General features: G+C 56.9%; 17 protein-coding genes. 4 read left to right on the top strand and 13 right to left on the bottom strand.

What is annotated here, in order from left to right; all coding sequences use genetic code 11:
- Positions 1 to 100: 100 nt before the first annotated feature.
- From infB to AAC060_RS05770, 9 genes are all read right to left on the bottom strand, one after another.
- Positions 101 to 2683, bottom strand: coding sequence for a translation initiation factor IF-2 (infB, locus tag AAC060_RS05810; protein WP_339823984.1), 2583 nt, complete (start codon positions 2681 to 2683; stop codon positions 101 to 103).
- 63 nt (positions 2684 to 2746) lie between these two features.
- The gene (locus AAC060_RS05805; RefSeq protein WP_339823983.1) at positions 2747 to 3430 is read right to left on the bottom strand and encodes a DUF448 domain-containing protein; all 684 of its coding nucleotides are present in this window, start codon (positions 3428 to 3430) and stop codon (positions 2747 to 2749) included.
- The gene (gene nusA / locus AAC060_RS05800; protein ID WP_339823981.1) at positions 3411 to 5042 is read right to left on the bottom strand and encodes a transcription termination factor NusA; all 1632 of its coding nucleotides are present in this window, start codon (positions 5040 to 5042) and stop codon (positions 3411 to 3413) included. The genes AAC060_RS05805 and nusA overlap by 20 nt, the downstream gene beginning before the upstream one ends.
- A gap of 2 nt (positions 5043 to 5044) precedes the next feature.
- Entirely contained in the window at positions 5045 to 5602 is a 558-nt protein-coding gene (gene rimP / locus AAC060_RS05795) for a ribosome maturation protein RimP (protein WP_339823979.1), read from the bottom strand.
- A gap of 125 nt (positions 5603 to 5727) precedes the next feature.
- On the bottom strand, positions 5728 to 6702 hold the full coding sequence (locus AAC060_RS05790) for a calcium/sodium antiporter (RefSeq protein WP_339823977.1): 975 nt from the start codon (positions 6700 to 6702) through the stop codon (positions 5728 to 5730).
- 90 nt (positions 6703 to 6792) lie between these two features.
- On the bottom strand, positions 6793 to 8010 hold the full coding sequence (locus AAC060_RS05785; RefSeq protein WP_339823976.1) for an argininosuccinate synthase: 1218 nt from the start codon (positions 8008 to 8010) through the stop codon (positions 6793 to 6795).
- 119 nt (positions 8011 to 8129) lie between these two features.
- Positions 8130 to 9380, bottom strand: coding sequence for a cyclopropane-fatty-acyl-phospholipid synthase family protein (locus AAC060_RS05780; RefSeq protein ID WP_339823974.1), 1251 nt, complete (start codon positions 9378 to 9380; stop codon positions 8130 to 8132).
- 35 nt (positions 9381 to 9415) lie between these two features.
- Positions 9416 to 10174 carry a molybdopterin-binding protein gene (locus AAC060_RS05775; RefSeq protein WP_339823972.1) on the bottom strand — a complete coding sequence of 253 codons (759 nt, stop codon included), beginning with the start codon at positions 10172 to 10174 and terminating at the stop codon, positions 9416 to 9418.
- Entirely contained in the window at positions 10171 to 10983 is an 813-nt protein-coding gene (locus tag AAC060_RS05770; protein ID WP_339823970.1) for a cytochrome b/b6 domain-containing protein, read from the bottom strand. Before AAC060_RS05770 ends, AAC060_RS05775 begins: the two co-directional genes overlap by 4 nt.
- Before the next feature lie 227 nt (positions 10984 to 11210).
- On the opposite strand from AAC060_RS05770, the gene AAC060_RS05765 reads away from it, so the two are divergent.
- Positions 11211 to 11750 carry a porin family protein gene (locus AAC060_RS05765; protein ID WP_339823968.1) on the top strand — a complete coding sequence of 180 codons (540 nt, stop codon included), beginning with the start codon at positions 11211 to 11213 and terminating at the stop codon, positions 11748 to 11750.
- Positions 11751 to 11999: 249 nt separating this feature from the next.
- On the opposite strand, the gene rlmN is transcribed toward AAC060_RS05765, so the two are convergent.
- The 3 genes from rlmN to AAC060_RS05750 are packed head-to-tail and all read right to left on the bottom strand — an operon-like array spanning position 12000 to position 14416.
- Positions 12000 to 13247 carry a 23S rRNA (adenine(2503)-C(2))-methyltransferase RlmN gene (rlmN, locus tag AAC060_RS05760; protein WP_339823966.1) on the bottom strand — a complete coding sequence of 416 codons (1248 nt, stop codon included), beginning with the start codon at positions 13245 to 13247 and terminating at the stop codon, positions 12000 to 12002.
- A 33-nt stretch (positions 13248 to 13280) separates the two neighbouring features.
- A complete protein-coding gene (locus AAC060_RS05755; protein ID WP_339823963.1) occupies positions 13281 to 13775 on the bottom strand; it encodes a hypothetical protein in 495 nt (164 codons plus the stop codon).
- Positions 13772 to 14416: a histidine phosphatase family protein gene (locus AAC060_RS05750; RefSeq protein ID WP_339823961.1), complete on the bottom strand. Its 645-nt coding sequence runs from the start codon at positions 14414 to 14416 to the stop codon at positions 13772 to 13774. The genes AAC060_RS05755 and AAC060_RS05750 overlap by 4 nt, the downstream gene beginning before the upstream one ends.
- A gap of 229 nt (positions 14417 to 14645) precedes the next feature.
- On the opposite strand from AAC060_RS05750, the gene dnaN reads away from it, so the two are divergent.
- The 3 genes from dnaN to AAC060_RS05735 all read left to right on the top strand — a co-directional run bounded on the left by dnaN (position 14646) and on the right by AAC060_RS05735 (position 18787).
- Complete coding sequence (gene dnaN, locus AAC060_RS05745; protein ID WP_339823959.1) at positions 14646 to 15761, top strand: DNA polymerase III subunit beta; 1116 nt, start codon at positions 14646 to 14648, stop codon at positions 15759 to 15761.
- Positions 15762 to 16161: 400 nt separating this feature from the next.
- A complete protein-coding gene (locus AAC060_RS05740) occupies positions 16162 to 16608 on the top strand; it encodes a hypothetical protein (protein ID WP_339823957.1) in 447 nt (148 codons plus the stop codon).
- 97 nt (positions 16609 to 16705) lie between these two features.
- Positions 16706 to 18787: a TonB-dependent receptor gene (locus tag AAC060_RS05735; RefSeq protein WP_339823955.1), complete on the top strand. Its 2082-nt coding sequence runs from the start codon at positions 16706 to 16708 to the stop codon at positions 18785 to 18787.
- Positions 18788 to 18839: 52 nt separating this feature from the next.
- Here the strand turns inward: AAC060_RS05735 and AAC060_RS05730 are convergent, their stop codons facing one another.
- Complete coding sequence (locus AAC060_RS05730) at positions 18840 to 20582, bottom strand: D-aminoacylase (RefSeq protein WP_339823953.1); 1743 nt, start codon at positions 20580 to 20582, stop codon at positions 18840 to 18842.
- Between the last annotated feature and the right edge of the window lie 24 nt (positions 20583 to 20606).

Genomic DNA, 20606 nt, shown 5'->3' with positions numbered 1-20606 from the left:
TTGCTATCTCCCCCCTCCCGCTAGCGGGAGGGGTCGGGGGTGGGAAGGTCGAGGTAGCCCGAAGGCCTACCCCTGCCCCTTCCCGTAACCGGGAGTGGAATTAAATAATCCGCTCGCGCTCTTCAACCTCGAACACCTCGAGCATATCGCCCGGCTTGATGTCGTTGGTATCCTCGAGCACCGCGCCACATTCCATACCGGCGCGAACTTCTTCAACGTCGTCTTTGAACCGCCGCAGTGATGCGATGGTCGTTGCACTGACGATGACATCGTTGCGGGTAAGACGGGCGAACAAGCCTTTGCGCAAGGAACCTTCGGTAACCAGCAAACCGGCTGCCTTGTCTTTCTTGCCGGACTTGAACACGTCCTTGACCTCGGCACGACCCATGACATTCTCGATCTTCTCGGGACCCAGCTCACCAGCCATTTCCGCGCGAATATCGTCGGTCAAAGCATAGATGATGTCGAAATATTTGAAGCGGACACCGTCGCGCTTACCAATTTCCCGAGCCTTTGCATTGGGTCGTACGTTGAAACCGATGATCGGTGCCTTGCTGGCTCCGGCCAGAGTAACGTCCGATTCCGTGATCGCGCCGACACCGCTGTGCAGGATGCGCACCTTGATATCGTCGTTCGAGATCTTGTTCAGCGCCTGGACAATGGCTTCGGTTGACCCCTGGACATCGGCTTTAACCAATACCGGGAATTCGACCGCGCTATTTGCCGCAGCGGAGAACATATTCTCGAGGCTGGTTGGAGCCTGCGTGGTGCGTTTCAGCTTTTGCTGTTCCGCACGATAGGCAGCAACTTCGCGGGCACGGCCCTCGTTTTCGACCACTGTCAGCTTGTCGCCGGCAGATGGAACGCCGGAGATACCCAGCACTTCGACCGGTGTCGAAGGTCCGGCTTCCTTAACCTGTTGACCCTTGTCATCAATCAGCGCGCGAACCTTACCGGTCTGCGAACCAACGACGAAGACATCGCCGCGTTTCAATGTACCGCGTTCGATCAGCACAGTTGCAACCGGACCGCGACCCTTGTCGAGCTTCGCTTCGACAACCGAGCCTTCTGCAGGACGGTCGGGACGCGCTTTCAGTTCGAGCAATTCGGCCTGAACGTGGATTTTCTCCATAAGTTCGTCGAGACCGATTTTCTTGAGCGCCGAGACTTCGGCATCAAGAACATCACCGGACATTTCTTCGACGATCACTTCATGTTCAAGCAGACGTGTACGAACCGTCGTCGGATCGGCGCCTTCCTTGTCGATCTTGTTGATCGCGACAATCATCGGAACGCCTGCCGCCTTGGTGTGATTGATCGCTTCAATCGTCTGCGGCATCAAACCGTCATCGGCAGCAACGACCAGGATCACGATATCCGTGACATTGGCACCGCGCATCCGCATTTCGGTAAAGGCTTCATGGCCCGGCGTATCGAGGAACGTAACCTTGTCACCATTTTTCATGGTCACCTGATAAGCGCCGATATGCTGAGTAATACCACCAGCTTCGCCGGCAACCACATCGGTCCCGCGCAACGCGTCAAGCAACGAGGTCTTGCCGTGATCAACATGGCCCATGATCGTAACGACAGGAGCACGTGGCCGTAGCGTTTCTTCCGGATCGACATCGGCCTGGGTGTTGATTTCAACGTCAGCCTCGGAAACCCGCTGGATGTTATGGCCGAATTCCTCGACCAGCAATTCAGCCGTATCCTGATCGATGGTCTGGTTGACGGTGACCATCGAACCCATTTTGAACAGGGATTTGACGAGGTCCGCGCCTTTTTCGCCCATACGTTTGGCCAGTTCCTGTACGGTAATGGCTTCCGGCACGATAACGGAACGGATCTGCTTTTCGCGTGGCTCGGATGGCCGACCCGACCGTTGAGCACGTTTTTCTTTTTCCCGGGCACGTTTCAGGGCAGCGAGCGAACGCGCCCGTGCCGCGCCGTCTTCGCCACGCAGAGCGCGGTTGACTGTGAGCTTGCCCGATTGACGGCGATCGTTGCGATCGTCGCGTCCGACTTTCTGTTTCTCTTTTTCTTTTTCCGGTTTGGGGCGTTTTGGCGCTTCCACGGGCGTGAATTTGCGAGCCGGTGGTCGCGCAGCAGTTGTACCGGTCGTCGCGGCCGGTGTTGTCGCTGGCGCTTCTGCCGGCGTGCCTGGCGACGCGGGTTCGGCAGCAGCAGGTGCCTCGGCAGCCGCTTTTTCTGCAGCTGCGATTTCTTCCTGCGCCTTGCGCGCTTGCTCTACTTCGGCCTTGCGGTTTTCTTCCGCCCGCTTTTTCTCTTCTGCGGTCTGCTCTTTCTTCTCGCGCGTGTCGCGTTTACGAGCTTCCTGCATGGCGTCGAGACGGGCTTCTTCCGCTTCGCGCAGGAATTTTGCCTGTTTCTCCTGACGGGTCAGACCATCATCCACTTTCGGTGCTACTGGCGCTTTCTTGGGCGCAGGCTTGGCCACCGGAGCGGGCGCGGGCGCAGGTACGGGCGTTTCCTTGACGACTTCCTTGACCGCTTCCACGGCACCAGGCTTGCCAACCAGCTTCTTGCGCTTGACCTCGACCACCACCTTGTTGGTGCGTCCATGGCTGAACGTCTGTTTGACTTCGCCAGGTTCAACCGAACGCTTCAGCCCCAGGGGCTTGCGTGCAGGTTTCGGCGTATCTTTTGTATCTTCACTCATCGAACAGACTTAATCCCTAAAAATAAACATTTTCAATATATTACCTGGTCTTCCTAGACCAGATTAAGCAACTTTCTTTTCCGCTTCATCCGGCACTTCATCGCTACCGATGAAGTGAAGCCATCTTGCGAGCATATGCGAAAGCCGCTCTGCTGCGCGTTTATCTATAATCCCGATATGAACAACATTCTGGCGGCCCAATGCCACAGAAAGGCACTGACGGTCCACAGGCAAAGTCATCCCGCGTAAATCTTGCCCTTCCCGATCACTGCCAACGCGCCAGGCCTGAGCAAGTTTTGAAGACCCGTCCTGCCCCGCATCAGACGCGTGAAGCAGCATGAACAGATCGTCGCGCCTTGCGGCAGTTTCGATTTTTTCAGAACCGGTTAACAAAGTTCCGCCACGGGCTTCCAGCCCCAGCCTGTCCAATGTGGCGCGTCCCAGCGCTTTTTCAAGCTGGTCTGCCAGATTGGCGGGAATATCGAGGGGGCCGGTCTTGAAGGAACGCGATAAAGCCGCCTTAAGCTGGCCCTTGGCAAGCGCCGTCTCGAGCGCAGCCCGATCGACACTGATCCACGCCCCGCGACCCGGTGCTTTTGCCCGCACGTCCGGCGCGATTTGTCCATCCGGCCCTATCGCCAGACGCACCAGTTGCTCCGGAGAGAAGCTCTCTCCGGTTAAAATGCATTTACGGTGTGACGTGCGATCTAGAGGGTTAGACCGCGTCTCATTGGGTGGATTCCGCATTTGCGTCCTCCCCGGTTTCTTCGGTCGCAGCAGCTGCCGCTGGCTCGTCTTCGTCCTCGAACCAGTGCGCACGTGCTGCCATGATGATCTCGTTGCCCTGCTCTTCGGTCAGGCCATATTTGGCCAACACACCGTCCGGCTCGGGCTTGCGAGTGTCATTGCGGCGACGCGGTTCCGATTTCCGTTTCAGCACCAGTTCGTCAGTCGCGAGATCGGCAACATCGTCCAGCGTCTTGAGGCCCGCTTCACCGAGCGTCACCAGCATGGCTTCGGTCAGATGTGGCAGTTCGGCAATTGCATCCTCGACGCCCAGCTCGGTGCGTTTTTCCCGCGCAAGCGCTTCACGCCGGTCCAGCGCCTCGAGAGCACGGTTCTGCAGTTCAGCTGCCAGTTCTTCGTCAAAACCTTCGATGTTGGAGATTTCTTCCGGTGCGACATAGGCGACTTCTTCGAGTTCACTGAAACCTTCAGCTACCAGAAGCTGCGACAATGTTTCATCAACGTCCAGATCTTCCTGGAACATCTCGGTACGGGCAGCAAATTCGGCTTGCCGTTTTTCGCTCGAGTCCGCTTCGGTCATGATATCGATGGCAAGGCCGGTCAGCTGCGAGGCCAGACGGACATTCTGTCCGCGGCGGCCAATGGCAAGGCTGAGCTGGTCATCAGGAACAACGACTTCAATGCGGCCTTCTTCCTCGTCGATAACAACGCGGCTAACCGTCGCTGGCTGCAAGGCATTGACGACGAATGTCGCAATATCTTCCGACCAGGGAATGATGTCGATTTTCTCGCCCTGCATTTCCTGCACGACAGCCTGGACGCGACTACCCTTCATGCCGACGCAAGCGCCAACCGGATCAATCGAGCTATCGTGGCTGATCACACCGATCTTGGCACGAGAGCCAGGATCGCGGGCTGCCGCCTTGATTTCGATGATGCCATCGTAAATTTCCGGCACTTCCTGTGCGAACAGATGCCGCATGAAATCAGGGTGGGCACGGGAAAGGAATATCTGGGGTCCGCGATTTTCACGGCGCACATCAAGGATAAGCGCACGAACGCGATCTCCGACCCGTGCGGCTTCGCGCGGGATTTGCTGGTCGCGGCGGATCACGCCTTCTGCGCGTCCGAGGTCAACGACCACATGGCCGAATTCAACCGATTTCACCACACCGGTGATAATTTCTCCGGCGCGCTCCTTGAATTCTTCAAATTGCCGGTCGCGTTCGGCATCCCGGACCTTCTGGAAAATCACCTGCTTGGCAGATTGCGCGTCAATACGGCCAAGATCGACTTCCGGCAGCGGATCGACAATGAAGTCGCCGACGCTGGAGCCTGGCTCCAGCTTTTCCGCCTGCTTGATATCGACCTGTTTGAAATAATCTTCGACTTCATCAACCACTTCGACAACCCGCCACAAGCGCAAATCGCCGGTTTTGACGTCGAGTTTCGCACGAATGTCATTCTCTGCGCCATAGCGGGCACGAGCCGCTTTCTGGATCGCCTCTTCCAACGCTTCGATCACGATCGACTTGTCGATCATTTTCTCCGTTGCAACGGCGGTCGCAATAGCGAGCAATTCGGCTTTATTGGCTGAAATAGCACTGCCCATGATTAGTCTTCCTGTTCTTCTAAAGTCTGTTCTTCAATCTCGTCTGCACCCGCGGTGGAAACCGGAATGGTTGCAGCAATCAGTGCGTCAGTCAGAATCAGTTTCGCACTATGGACATTCGCCAAGGGCGTCTCCTGACTTCCCGTCTCCCGATCGTCAATCTTTATTATGTCGCCTTCAATGCCTTCAAGCTGGCCGCGAAGCTGTTTCTTGCCGGCGATAGCCTCGATCAGGTTGATCCGCGCTTCATGGCCGGACCAGTTTTGATAATCAAATGCGCGCGTTAGCGGCCGGTCGATGCCCGGTGAACTGACTTCCAGCCGATAGGCATAGTCAATCGGGTCGCGGCCTTCTTCTTCCATCACATCGAACTTTGCCGAGATGCGGCGCGACAAGGCAGCGCAGTCATCGATACCCAATTGCCCGGTTTCCGGACGCTCGGCCATGATTTGCAAAGTGGGCTCTTCCGCTCCGGACACGAACTCCACCCGCACCAGATCAAAGCCCAAAGCATCTGCTTCCGGCTTAATCAGATCTGTCAGTGTCGCTATATCAGTCAAATAAATTCCATTTCCGTATGCAAAAACCTTGGCTGCCGGCCCCGTCTGGCGCCAGCCCCTTCAAATCTCACAATGTTGGGATGACCGCTATTTAGGGACAGATTCTGGAGATTGCAACGTCTGATTCAAACAGCCACAATATTATAGACGAGCAGAACCAGATAAGTGACCAGCAATATTCCGCCTTCCATGCGGGATATCCTGCGTCCGGTTGCCGCAAATATCAACAGCAGGACCGAAGCAGCGATCAACACCGGCAGCCCGAAATTGGTGATTTCACCCGGGATCGTACCGGGCGCAATGAGGGCGGTAACGCCGCCAATCAGCAACAGATTGAAAATATTGGAGCCCAGAACATTGCCCAGTGCCACCGCACTCGCGCCTTTATAAGCTGCGATCACCGAAGTTACGAGTTCGGGTAGCGAGGTGCCGATGGCGATCACGGTCAAACCGATCACCGCTTCGCTCATGCCGACGAGGCGCGCAAGATCGACCGCGCCGTCGACCAGCCAGCGACCGCCCAGCACGATCAGGATGATTCCGAAAAGCAACACCAGAATTGATCGCCACAGCGGCTGTTCATCATGCAAATGTGTATCTGAAATCTCGAGAGACTCGGCCTTTTCGTGTAAAGCACTCGCGCCAGCCGGCTGCGTCTGTTCGGCCCGGTAGGCGTACCCGAGATAGGCTAACAGAATAACCAGAAAAGCGCTGCCGATCGCGATCGTAATACCGGTCGTGCTGGCAACCAGCCACAAGGCCACCGTCGCCACCAGGGCCAGTCCGCCATCGCGCCACAACGGCCCCCTTGGCACCACCACCGGAAGGATCAGCGAGGCCGTACCGAGAATGAGTAGACTGTTAGCGAGATTCGAACCGACGATATTCCCCCAGGCAATGCCCGGAGATCCCGCCCGCGCCGCTTCAACGCTGGCCACAAGCTCCGGCGCGGACGTGCCGAAACCGACGATTGTCAAGCCGATTAAAAGCTCTGACATCCCTGCCCGCTCCGCCACCCGGACCGCACCGCGCACCAGCAACTCGCCACCAACGATCAGGATGACAAAGCCCGCGAGGAGCAGAAGTAACGGGATCAGCATGAAACAATCACCGCAAATCCGCGGAAGATATCGAGGCCCTGAGCCCCGACATCTTCGCAGCTCCGCGACAAGCGCGGATCACTGCAGATTTTAGCCATTGCGCTTGCCAAGCAGTTTCAACCGCAGCGCGTTGAGCTTGATGAAGCCTTCTGCGTCCTTCTGGTCATAAGCACCTGCATCATCTTCAAATGTGACGACTTTTTCGCTGTAGAGGCTGTCCTTGGATTTCCGCCCGACCACGTCGACCGATCCCTTGTAGAGTTTCAGCCGGACGGTGCCGTTGACCCGCGCCTGGCTGTGGTCGATCGCTGCCTGCAGCATCTCGCGCTCCGGCGAGAACCAGAAACCGTTATAGACCAGTTCGGCATAACGCGGTGCCAGCTCGTCCTTGAGATGGGCTGCGCCGCGATCCAGTGTCAGCTGCTCGATACCGCGATGGGCCGCATGATAGATGGTGCCACCCGGCGTTTCGTACATGCCGCGCGATTTCATACCGACATAGCGGTTTTCGACGAGGTCGAGCCTGCCAATGCCATGTTCGCGGCCATAGTCGTTGAGCTTCTCGAGCAGGGTCGCGGGGCTCATCCCCTCGCCATTGATCGCAACGCCATCGCCGCGCTCGAAATCGACAGTAATATATTCCGGTTTGTCCGGTGCATCTTCGGGATTATTGGTCCGCGAATAGACATAATCCGGCACTTCTTCCCACGGATCTTCGAGCACTTTGCCTTCTGAAGAGGTGTGCAGCATATTGGCATCGCAGGAAAATGGCGATTCCCCGCGCTTGTCCTTGGGAATCGGAATCTGATGTTTTTCAGCGAATTCGATCAGCCGGGTGCGGCTGGTGAGATCCCATTCGCGCCACGGAGCGATTACCTTCACGTCTGGATCAAGGCCATAATAGCCAAGCTCGAAGCGGATCTGGTCATTGCCCTTGCCGGTAGCGCCATGGGCCACGGCGTCGGCTCCGGTCAGCTTGGCAATTTCAATCTGGCGCTTGGAAATCAGCGGCCGCGCGATCGAGGTGCCGAGCAGATACAGACCTTCATAAAGCGCGTTGGCGCGCATCATCGGAAAGACAAAATCCTTGACGAATTCTTCGCGCAGGTCGTCGATAAAAATATGTTCCGGTTTGACACCGAGCGTTTCGGCGACCCGTCGCGCAGGACCCAGTTCTTCGCCCTGCCCCAGATCGGCGGTAAAAGTCACCACCTCGCACTGATATTCCTGCTGCAACCATTTCAGAATAACGCTGGTGTCGAGGCCGCCGGAGAAGGCCAGAACCACACGCTTTACGGAATCGCTCATTTTATCGTCTTTCAAAGAGTAGAACCCAGATTAGACTGGCCGCCTAACAGGGTCCAAATTTCGGCGCAATATGATATATCCACGATAGATAAGGTCTCTGGCGCAACGTGAAAAGAAAACTACGCCGTCAAATTCTTCTCGGTCTCGCCGATATAATCCCGGGTCAGCGGTAAAGTCCGCCTGTTTCGGCTGAACTGGATTTGATAATTGCACATGCCGCCATTTTCGAACGCCGCCGTTGCTCCAGCCAGATAGAATATCCACATCCGGTAGAAACGCTCGTCATATAGCGCGATGATCTTTTCCCGGTTTTCCACGGTTCTTTTATACCATTCCCTCAGGGTGAAAGCATAATGAAGCCGCAGATTCTCGACATCTGTCGCGATCAGGCGGAATTGCTCGCTGGCCGCCAGCGTTTCGCTCAGCGCCGGTATATAACCGCCCGGAAAGATATATTTGCGGGTAAAGGCATCGGTCGTCCCGGGACCTCCCATCCGCCCGATCGTGTGCAGCAGCATAACCCCGTCACCGGTCATAAGATTGGCGCAGCACCGGAAAAAGGTGCGGAACTGCGGCGTGCCGACATGTTCGAACATACCGACCGAGACAATCCGGTCGAACGCCCCCGCATCGCGCACGGCAAGATCGCGATAGTCGATCAGTTCGAACTTCACCTTGTCGGCCACGCCTTCCTTCTCGGCCCGTTCCCGCGCCTTTTTTAGCTGTTCTTCGCTCAGCGTAATGCCCAGCACTTCAACGCCGGTAGTCCGGTGCAGATAGAGCGCCATGCCGCCCCAGCCGCAACCGATGTCAAGCACCCGCTGGCCCGGCTTCAAATCCAGCTTCGCGGCGATATGCGCCTTCTTGTCAGCCTGCGCCTGTTCCAGCGTCATGTCCGGCCCGCGCCGGTCGTAGTCCCAATAGGCGCAACTATATTGCAGGTCGTCATCCAGAAACAGGTCGTAGAGATCGTTGCCGATATCATAATGATGCGCGACATTGCTTTTCGACCGCCCCAGGAAGTTGATCCGGTCAAGGCTTCCCGCCAAATGGTCACGAAGCTTTTTGAATGCGCTCGGATCCTTGAGCTTTCCGCCGCGCTCGAAGGGTTTGTTGGCGCGCAACAGCTGCACCAGTTGCATGATATCGCCCTGTTCAACGATCAGCCGGCCATCCATGAACGTCTCTGCAGCACCGAGCCGCGGATCGAGCAATATCTGCCGCACCACATTCTTGTCGGCGAGCCGGATGCCGATATCGGGATAGCCGTCTGTCGGCGTGCCATATGTTTCAGTCGATCCGTCGGGATGCGTGACCTTTATCGAACCCTTTTCGATCACACTTTTTAGAAAACGTCCCAAAATCGACATTCATTCACTCCCAAGAAAACACAACAAACGCAAAATCAAATTCCCGCATACCACTCATAATTGGCGACATCCTGCCAGTAACCGCCCTTGCCCTCGCCAATCCCGGCCAATGATGCCACAGCTTCTACCCCTGTCACATATTTCGCCTGTTTATAACCCAGTTGCCGCTCGACCCTGAGCCGCAGCGGTGCCCCGTTCTCGATTGGCAACGGCTCCCCGTTCAACCGGTACGCCAGCATCGTCTGCGGATGGAAGCCGTCAATCAGGTCGATGCTCTCGTAATAAGGCCTGCCGCCCAGCCTGTCGGCACAGTGAAACACCAGAAACTTCGCGCTGCTTTTCAGCTGCGCAAGATCCAGCAGAATTTTGAGCGGGACGCCGGTCCACTTCCCGATCGCACTCCAGCCCTCGACACAGTCGTGCCGGGTGATCTGTGTCCGCTGTGGCAAGGATTGCAGCGCCGCGAGGCTGAATTGCTGGGGCTTGGCGAACAGACCCGTAAGCCGGAGCCGCCAATTGCCAAAACCTTGGGCCGCGCTGGCGGCATAATCGGCAGTCCCCGGATCGCGGGTGCCGTTGGCCCGGAACTTGGGAGAAAGATCGGCGACGCCATATTCGCTCGCCAGCTGCATCCGGTCACCCAGAGCGCGCTGGACCGTGAAATTGGCGGTTTCGGCACTTGCCAGAATATCCTGAAAGGCAGGACTCCGGTTAAGAGCATCACAGCCAGACAACAGGCTGCCCGCGCCGATCGCCGCGCTGCTGATCAATTTCCGGCGGGTGATAATCGTCATAGAGACGGCTCCATCCGCTCACCACCCGAGATCATCGCTCCGATTTGCCGAAATGGACCGGAAAGCAGAACCATCGCCATATGAATCAGGAAAAATAGCACCAGCAGGAACGCTGTAATGAAGTGAAGCGAACGCGCCGACTGGCGGCCACCCAGCAGATCGGTCAGAAACGGCCAATTGGCGTCCATCGCGGGAGACATGGTCAGACCCGTGAAAATCATCAGGGGCAACAGGATAAAAATCACCCCGATATAGCTCAGCTTCTGGATGCTGTTATAATCCTCACCGGCCGATTGGCGGATTGCCCTCAGGCTCGTATGATTGCGGAAAGACCGCCACAGATGCGACGGCCGCCATTCCTCGCGCCGCATATGAAGGTCGCGCTGAATGTGGCGACTCCAAAGCGACCGCAGCATGAAAAAGCCCAGACCGAAGCTGAATATCCAGGCAAAAAAGAAATGCCAGCGTCGGCCATCGGCCAGACTATAGCTTGAAGGGATGGTCGCCCAACCCGGGAAAGCCCATTTCTGGGTCCGGCCCTGACTATCCTGCCAATTGCCCAGAAAGCCTGTTGTCTCGATGCGCAGCTCCCCCAAGCGCAAATAACCCATAGTCTGCGAAGACCCCACTGCCATCCAGGCATAGTCATCATTCGCGCCATATTCGCCCCAATAGAGTCGAGGATGGGCGTTGAAAATCGTCAGACCACTCATCAACAACACCATCAGACAGAGAGCATTGGTCCAGTGCCACAGACGCGTGGTCAGACGGTGACGTTTCTGGCGGGGAATGATGGCGTCCTTCGGCATGATCGCACTCTAGCCATTGGTTCGGCGTTGCCAAGCCCGACGTTACAACGAGCGACTGTTGCATATCCACAACACAGCCCGCGAGAACGGCATTTGTTACAATTTTAATTCATTCGTGCAGTTGTCATTCAGGTTTGTAAACTTATATCAACAGTCGACCGCGAAAGAAGAATTTAAGATCAATAATAGTAGCGGTCATTTAATCGTAAAACCAAGGAACAAATAAAATGAAAAATGTAACAATAGCAGTTGCTATTGCAGCATCTGTGCTTGCGTCCCCCGCAATGGCTCAGGAAAAAGGCGATTTTTCCGGCGTAAAAGCCACCGCAATCGCTGGATATGACAATATTGACCTGGATATTGCCGGAGTCGATAATGTTGATGGATTTCTTTACGGTGCTGCGCTGGGCTATGACGTCCAGTCGGGCAATCTTGTCTATGGTGCCGAGCTCGAAGCAACCGAGTCCACCAGCAAAATTTCCAATGCAGGAGGTCGCATCGATGCTGGCCGTGATCTGTATGCCGGCGCACGTCTTGGTTATGTCGTAGGCGGCTCCGCCCTGCTCTATGCCAAGGCAGGCTATACCAATGCTCGCGTGTCTTCCCCCGGACTGGGCGGCTATAACGCCGACGGCGTTCGTGTCGGTGCCGGTGTCGAATATAAGCTGAGCGACAAAATGTTCGCCCGCGGCGAATATCGTTACAGCAACTACGAAGACGGTGTTTCCCGTAACCAGGGCCTCGTCAGTCTCGGCATGCAATTCTAATTCAGCCGGATTAAATCAATAATGCAGATCGGGCGGGTAGCAATACCCGCCCTTTTTTTGCGCTTTAATTACAATCCAGGTTTATTCAGATCATCAAGACGAGTATCTATCTGACCGACAGAAAAAATCCCGGTAGACTGCGATCACAGGCAAATTCCGTTTCTCACTGCCTATCCTGCAGACCGATGGCTGGAACAATACAGCCGCCATATCGAATATAATGATCGAAACTGGCCTGATCGCAGCAGCCTAGCCGAGCGCAGCCTGCTTCTCTTCGGCGAGCCGGTCCAGTTCCGCCCGGCTTTTCTTTTCGCTCGCGGATTTCAATTGGCCGCAAGCCGCCATGATATCGCGACCTCTGGGGGTCCGGATTGGCGCGCTGATACCGGCGTTAAAGATGATCGTTGAAAATGACTTGATCCGTTCGGGGGTCGAACATTCATAGTCCGAACCGGGCCAGGGATTGAACGGGATCAGATTCACCTTGGCGGGCAAATCATAATTGCGCAGCAGGTTGACCAGCTCGCGGGCATCCTGATCGCTGTCATTCTTGTCTTTCAGCATCACATATTCAAAGGTGATCCGCCGGGCGTTATTGGCTCCGGGATAATCGGCACAAGCCTGCAACAGCTCCTCAATCGAATATTTGCGGTTGAGCGGGACGATCTCGTCTCTGGTTTCCTTGTTCACCGCGTGCAGGGAAATCGCGAGATTGACGTTAATTTCCGCTCCGGCCCGGGCAATCATCGGTACAACGCCGCTGGTTGACAACGTGATCCGCCGGCGGGAGAGCGCAAGCCCGTCGCCGTCCATGACAATCTTCATCGCATCACGGACATTCTCGAAATTATACAATGGTTCGCCCATGCCCATCAGCACGATGTTGGTCAGCAGGCGTCCGTCAGACTTATAGGCCTGATTATATTCCTTGGTATTATCCGCTTCGCCTTCCTCGGCAAAGTCCATGACGCCTTTCGGCCACTCGCCCAGCGCATCACGCGCCAGCATGACCTGACCGACGATCTCGCCGGGCGTCAGGTTGCGCACAAGCCGCATCGTGCCGGTATGGCAAAAACGGCAATTGAGCGTACAGCCGACCTGACTGGAAATACATAATGTGCCGCGATCCTCGTCAGGGATGAAAACCATTTCATAATCCTGGGAGTCGGCAGAGCGCAGCAACCATTTCCGGGTACCGTCTTCCGACAGATGCGCTTCGACAATTTCCGGTCGCCCGATCACGAAGCGCTCAGCCAGCCAGGGCCGCAGTGATTTGCTCATATCGGTCATCAGGGCAAAATCGTTGATCCCGCGATGATATATCCAGTGGAACAGCTGCTTGGAGCGCAGTTTTCCCTGCTTTTCTTCAAGTCCCGCAGTGATCAGAACGTCGCGGATTTCCGCAACGCTGAGACCAATGAGGTCGACGCGACCGTCTTCACGCGGGGTAACCTTGGATGGCAAGGGAACGGGATCTATATGGCCGGGTATCTGCATGAAGCGGCATATAGGGAGTGTCTGCAGGAAAATCTACCGCAACCGCGAACAACCGAGCGATGCCGCGTCTATGGCCGTTGCCGCGCCCCGCAGCCGGTAGGCATCGACGATCGACTTGCCATCGCGGCCGACACTTTCGACGGTCATGCTGGTGGACGAACGGATCGCGGCGATGATCGCGGCGTCCATCCGCTTGTCCTGCGACCAGCCATCAGAGCGATTGGCGGTAAGCTGGAACCGGCGACCGGCGATGCTGACGGTCACCCGGCTATTGGTTGACCGGTTCCGGCTCAGGCGAACGTGGAATTGCCGCCTGATCTCGCGTTTGGGCCAGAACCCGATGCTGACATAGGATTTGCGTTGTGCCTTGCCATTAATCTCTTCCGATTCCGCAATTGCATAGCAGCGCGGGATTTCCGGATCGCGGAACGCCCCCCAGCTGTTGAATATGCCGAGGGAATCCTTCGCGACCACCGGCCCCGGAATCGCGGACACAAAAAGCCCCAGAAGAATGAGCCGCTTTTTCAAGCCTTCTCCCCTTCCCCTCCGCCGGTGTGGATAATCTCTTCCACGCCGTCACAAATCTGCACGATCGAACCCTGCGGCAGGCCTGCGGCGATCGGCGCGCCAAAGCGCGGGTGCGGATCGGCGCCAACGAGCAGGCCGCGCAATACCCGGCTGGTCATACCATGGCTGATCAGGACAGCGTCGCGGGTAAAATTCTGCTCTGCAAGCCAATGTTCCAGTCGTTTCGCAATATCGCGATAATCTTCGCCACCGGGAGCCACCGTGGCAAACAACCGCTCCTCTTCGTCGATTTCGAGCTTGCCGGCCAGATCCCGGTAATAGACGCCGCCCCACTCCCCCATATCAATTTCCTGAAGCCGCGCGTCGCTGCGCGCCTGATGCCAGTCGGCCCCGACATGCTCGGCGACCACAGATAAAGTCTGCAGCGCCCGGTCGGTATCCGAAGCGATCAGATCGAGAGCCGGTGGGTTTGGCGCAAGGTGCAGCGCAAGAGCGCGCCCCATCGCATCGGCTTGGGCGAAACCGGCGCGGGTCAGCGGCGTATGGACATGGTCGCCCTGGATCCGCGCCGCGAGGTTGAAGATTGTCTCGCCGTGGCGCGCAATAAACAGACGCTTTCCATTGGTATTGATGCCGCTCATATCTTTCCTGTCCCGTTCCAAAATGGCAAAAACCATCCCATGAAACTGCGGCTTTACCCGCCTCACTAGTTTTTTCCACAGTTTTTCACGGCATTATCGGACATCGGGCCGCGATCAGGCTTGCCCTGCGGCACTTTATTGTTAATGAAGCGGGTAACTATCCGTGAAGCCGTGCGGAGTCATTCGCACAGCTATTTTCACGGTTGATCGGGAACAAGAAGGACGGTTTATGAAAGCGACCATTGAACGCGCGGCATTGCTAAAGAGCCTGGGCCATGTCCAGTCCGTGGTTGAGCGGCGCAACACTATTCCGATTTTGTCCAACGTACTGATCGAGGCAAGCGCCGACGGCAGCATCAAGCTGATGGCAACCGACCTCGACCTTCAGGTCGTTGAAACCGTCGAAGCCCAGGTCGAGACCGCGGGATCGACCACAGTTTCCGCACACACCTTGTTCGACATCGCCCGCAAGTTGCCCGACGGTTCGCAGGTCCAGCTCGACGCTGCCGATGGCAAAATGAAGGTCAACGCCGGCCGCGCCCGCTTCAACCTGCAGACGCTGCCCCGCGACGATTTCCCGGTCATTGCCGAAGGCGAACTGCCGACCAGTTTCGAACTGCCTGCAAGCTCGCTGATCCAGATCATCGACAAGACCCGCTTCGCGATCTCGACCGAAGAGACCCGCTATTATCTCAACGGTATTTTCCTGCACGTGCAGGATGAAGAAACACCGGTGCTCAAAGCCGCCGCGACCGACGGCCACCGCCTCGCCCGCGTCACTCTGCCCCGGCCCGCCGGTGCAGAAGGCATGCCCGACGTGATCGTCCCGCGCAAATGCGTCAATGAACTGCGTAAATTGCTCGACGAGAACAATGAATCATCGGTCCAGATCGACCTGTCGGCAAGCAAGATCCGCTTCACCCTCGGCACCGCGATCCTGACCAGCAAGCTGATCGACGGCACCTTCCCCGATTACACACGCGTCATCCCGACCGGCAATGACAAGCTGCTCAAGATCGACGCAAAAAGCTTCGCCCAGGGCGTCGACCGCGTCTCGACCATCGCCACCGAAAAAACCCGTGCTGTCAAAATGGCGCTCGGCGATGACAAGATCACACTTTCCGTCACCTCGCCCGAAAATGGCAAGGCTGAAGAAGAAGTGCCCGGCTCCTATAAGGACGACACATTCGAAATCGGTTTCAACTCGAAATATCTGATGGATATTCTCGGCGAGATCGAAGGCGATACCGTCGAACTGCATCTGGCCGACGCCAGCGCACCGACACTTATTCGCGAGAATGACAAGTCGACGGCGCTTTATGTACTGATGCCGATGCGGGTTTGATAGCTCTCCGTTGAGGGAGAGGGTTGCGTAGACTTAATGAGCTCCGTTCGTCCTGAGCCTGTCGAAGGGCAGCTCTCGGCTACAGGGGTGGTTCGACAAGCTCACCACAAACGGCAGCAAACCGTTGCATGGTCTCATCCAATTGCGTTCAATCCTGTCACTCCAGCGCAGGCTGGAGCCTATACCAATGTTGCTGTCTCCCGCTTGTTCTCGCCAAGTGCAAAACTTGCTGGTCATCGCCAGATCGGGTTGGGCCCCAGCCTGCGCTGGGGTGACGGAAATGTAAGCTGCGACCCTTGAACCTTGACCATATTGTATTGAGTGTTCGGCTTCTCGCAGCCGACCCGTCCGAGAACACTAGCATTTACTCCCGCGGCGCAATATAGCGCCCGCATAAACAATGACTCGGCCCCTCGCCCTCTCCCGGTTCCTGAAAACCAACCCGGCGATTCACGCTTTCGCTTTGCTCGCAATATTGCTGAGCGCACTTGCGCCACAAGGCTTCATGCCCACGCAAACTGCCAGCGGCTTTGCGATCAAGCTGTGCTCCGGCCACGCCGACAGCAAGCTGGTGATAACGCCAGACAATCCCGACTTTGACCTGCTATCGCTGGTATATGGTCAGCAGGACGAGAGCGCGCCGGAACCCGAACAAGAACCATCAACGCCTGCCTGTGCTTTCGCCGGTGGCACGTCCTTTGGTCTGGCTTCTTCCACACCAGAGCTCGCAATGTCCACCTTGGCTCCGGCCACGCACGAACCGTCCGAACCGCGCCGCTTTGCGCTGCGCAACCGGATCAACGTCCCGCCCGCAACCGGGCCGCCTTTAGTTTCCCAAAACATCTGAAATAGCGCGCGACCTTCGCCCTGATTGGCGGTTGATCGCACCATTTGCATTTTTCCGGCCCTCCCACACAGTGGGACATGGCCGTTTGGGATTTATCATGAACAGAACAATATTGACCGCCTTTACGGCGAACATCGCCCTTGCCTCGCCCGCTTTTGCCGAGACTGACCCGCTGACCGATATCATAGTCACCGGTCAGCGCGCCACGGCGACCACCGACGAGATCGAAAGCGACAAGGAAATTATTTCTACCCCTGACGCAGCGTCGCTGGTTGCCCGCGCACCGGGTGCCGCCTTGCTCGACAATGGCGGCCTGTCCGGCCAGGTCCAGTATCGCGGCCTGTTTGGCGACCGGATATTGGTGCGCATCGATGGACAGCGCTTTTCGTCGGGCGGACCCAATTTAATGGACCCGCCGCTTCATTATGCACCTATGGCTCTGGTGGACCGGATCGAAGTGGATCGCGGTATCAGCCCGGTTCGCAAAGGTCCGGGCCTTGGCGGTGGCGTCAATGCCATTCTAAAGGAAGCGCAGTTCTCCCAAGGCTCTGCAATGCAACCCCACGCTGATTTAACCGCCGGCTATCGCAGCGGCGACAATAGCTATTTAATGGGTGGGCTTGTCAGCCTGTCCAATGAGCGGGTCAAATTCGGTGTAATCGCGTCCTACGAGAAAGGCGATAACCTGCAATTCCCCGACGGGACCATTGCATCATCCAGCTTCGAGCGCCTGAATTTTGGTGCCCATGCGGGACTGAAAGTCGGGGACGGCAGCCTGACCCTGTCTTACCGGCGGCAGGAAACCGATCCGACCGGCAACCCGCCTTTCCCAATGGATATCCAGTATTTCAACACGGACTTCCTGAGCCTGGCCTATGAAGGGCAGCTCGATGACAATCTATATCTTGAAGTGGAAGCGGGGCACGTCGCGATCCGGCATCTGATGGATAATTTTTCTCTGCGACAAGGTCCGGCCAGCCCGGCGGATCAACGCGGCACTTTTGCCGATGCGGACACCAGTACGGCTGCCACCGCGCTACGCATCGGAACCCCGGAACGCCATGTCCGGATTGGCGCAGATGTTGAGACACTGGACAAGGATGTGCGGATTACCAATCCCTCGAATACGGCTTTTTTCCTGACATCGCTCAATAATATTTCCGGCAGCCGGGTGGGTGCCTTCGTGGAAAGCCGTCTTGGATTTGGACCGGTGGAAGCCGAAATCGGCGCCCGCTTTGACCATCACCGGATGGAGGCAGGGTCGCCGTTGTTGGGCAGCGCCGTTCCGATGGGCCCACGCATGCTCGCGAATGGTTTCGCCGCGTGGGATCGCACCTGGTCCGATAATACGGTCGATGTCACAGCACGCTTCTGGAGCGATATGGGAAACTTCAAACCCCGCCTGTCCTTTGCGTACAAGACCCGTGTCGCCAATGCCGTTGAGCGTTTTTCATGGTTGCCAACCGGCGCAAGTGGTGGCCTTGCCGACGGTAATATCTATGTCGGCGATCTGAATCTCGGCAATGAAAAAGCCTGGATCGCCGAAATTGGTTTCGACTATCAGGATAGCCGTTTCTATGCACGGCCAACGCTGTTCTATCGGCGCGTCGATGATTTCATTCAGGGCGTGCCATATGATGACACTCCAGTCGTTATCGACAGTCCGGTGGAAATGGTCGCAAATATGAATGGCGATCCCACACCGTTACGCTTTGGCAATGTCGATGCGGAATTTTACGGCGCCGATCTGGATTTCGGCTGGCATATAAGCGGGCCTTTGCATCTGGACGGTACGGCCAGTTATGTCCGCGCAAAACGACGCGACATTGATGACGATCTGTATCGCATCACACCGCCGAACGCTCGCGTGGCCTTGAGCTGGCAAGAGGAAGTCTGGCATCTGGGTGCCGAATTGCACGCTTTTGCAGACCAGAACAAAGTGTCTGCCACCAATAGCGAACAGCCCAGTAACGGTTATTTACTCGCTGGATTATTCGGCCATGTTGCACTCACATCCACATTGTCGCTCGACGCCAGCGTGGAAAATCTGTTCAACAAAAATTATACGGACCATCTCGCGGGCTACAATCGCGTCAGCGGTTCGGACGTGGCGCTTGGCGCGCGTTTACCGGGTGCAGGCAGGAGTGCCTTTGTCCGGCTACGCTGGACCGGACTCTGATCCTCTCGATTGATTTAGGAGCGCAGCCGGCAATCCGGCTGCGCTCCTATAACTATTCCGCCGCTTCGAGCATTTCGACCATCTGCGGACCGCGGATCAGGCCGCCGGGACGCTTGTCGGTCACGACGCCGCCCTTGAAGGTCACCTGCCCCGACTTGATCGTATAATCATAGCCATCAGCCTTTTGCAGCAAGCGCTTGCCGCCCGCTGGCAGGTCGAACGCCAGCCATGGTTTGCCCAGCTTGATCCGCTCCATATCGATCACGTTGACATCCGCCAGATAGCCGGGCTTGAGCACGCCGCGATCGTTCAGGCCATAGAGCCGTGACGTATCCAGACATTGCCGCTTGATGGCATTCTCGATGCTGATCGTCCCGCGCGTCCGGTTCTTCACCCAGTATTCGAGCATGAAGGTCGGGCTCGCGGCATCGCAGATGGTGCCGCAATGCGCGCCGCCATCCGACAGGCTGTTCACCGTGTCATCGGACTGCTGCAATGTTTCGAGGAAATCGAGATTGCCGTCCATATAGTTGAGCAAGGGCAGATAGATAAAGCCCTTGCCGTCATCGGTCATCATCAGGTCATAGGCATATTCCGCGCCCGATTTGCCAGCGGCAGCGGCACGAGAAGCGATGCTTTCATCCGCCTGCGGCTCGTAATTGAAATCCAGGTCCATCTCGAACTGCACCGGCCAGCCCTGCGTGATGATCATGAAGACCGGGACGATATCGACCTGCTCCGGCATCTCGGCACTCTCACTCAGCAATTGTGTCTTGAACGCCGGATCCTTCAGCTTGGCATATTTTTCATCCCAGGACAGGCCTTCCATCGCAACCCAGCTTGGGTGGCGGACGAAGGGATGCACCGTGCCCTGCCAGGCCATGACAATGCCGTTTCCGCGCAGCGCAATCTGCGCGACGATATTGGCACCATTATCGTTTTCCGCGCGCATATTGCTGATCTGCTCGTCGAGCGTCTGTTCCTTGGCGATCGACTGCAGCGCCGCAAAGGTCACCGGCAAACCGGTTTCGCGGCTGAGATCGCCCATCCAGCCGAATTCATCCCATTCCTTGTTGAGATCGCTGGCCATCTCGAACACGCCATAGCCGACCCGGCCCATCGCGCGGCCGATACCTATCAATTCTTCCTTCGTCGCCGTCGTGCCAGGAACAAGTTCGCCGTCAATGCTGCGATGCAGGATCGTCCGCGAGGTCGAGAATCCGAGAGCGCCCGCTTTCAGGCCATCTTCGACAATCTGCGACATCTGGTCGATTTCATCTTGTGTCGGCACCGCACCGGGTTTCTCCCGGTCGCCCAGCACATAGGCGCGGACCGCGCCATGCGGCACATGCGTCGCGACATCGACGGTGCGCGGCATTCTTTCCAGCTCGTCAAGATATTCCGGGAAAGTTTCCCAGTTCCAGCTCATGCCTTCGGCCAGCGCAGTACCGGGGATATCCTCCACGCCTTCCATCAGATTGATCAGCCATTCGTGACGATCGGGCCGGGCCGGCGCAAAACCGACACCGCAATTGCCCATCACGACTGTAGTGATACCATGCCAGCTCGAGGGCGCCATTTCATCGTCCCACGTCGCCTGCCCGTCATAATGGGTGTGCACGTCGACAAAGCCGGGGGTGACAAATTTTCCCGATGCATCAATCTCTTCGCGGCCCTGCGCCGTTACCGTTCCGACCAGCGAAACGCGATCACCGTCAATCGCGACATCGGCGACAAAGGGCGCTCCGCCCGTACCATCAACCACGGTTCCCCCGCGTATAACCATATCATGCATCGACTCTCTCCTTTATTTTTTTCG

Source organism: uncultured Parasphingorhabdus sp., from assembly GCF_963975555.1.
GTDB lineage: Bacteria > Pseudomonadota > Alphaproteobacteria > Sphingomonadales > Sphingomonadaceae > Parasphingorhabdus.
The sequence above is the reverse complement of the archived record's forward strand: the minus strand, read 5'-3'. Positions and strand labels throughout refer to the sequence as shown.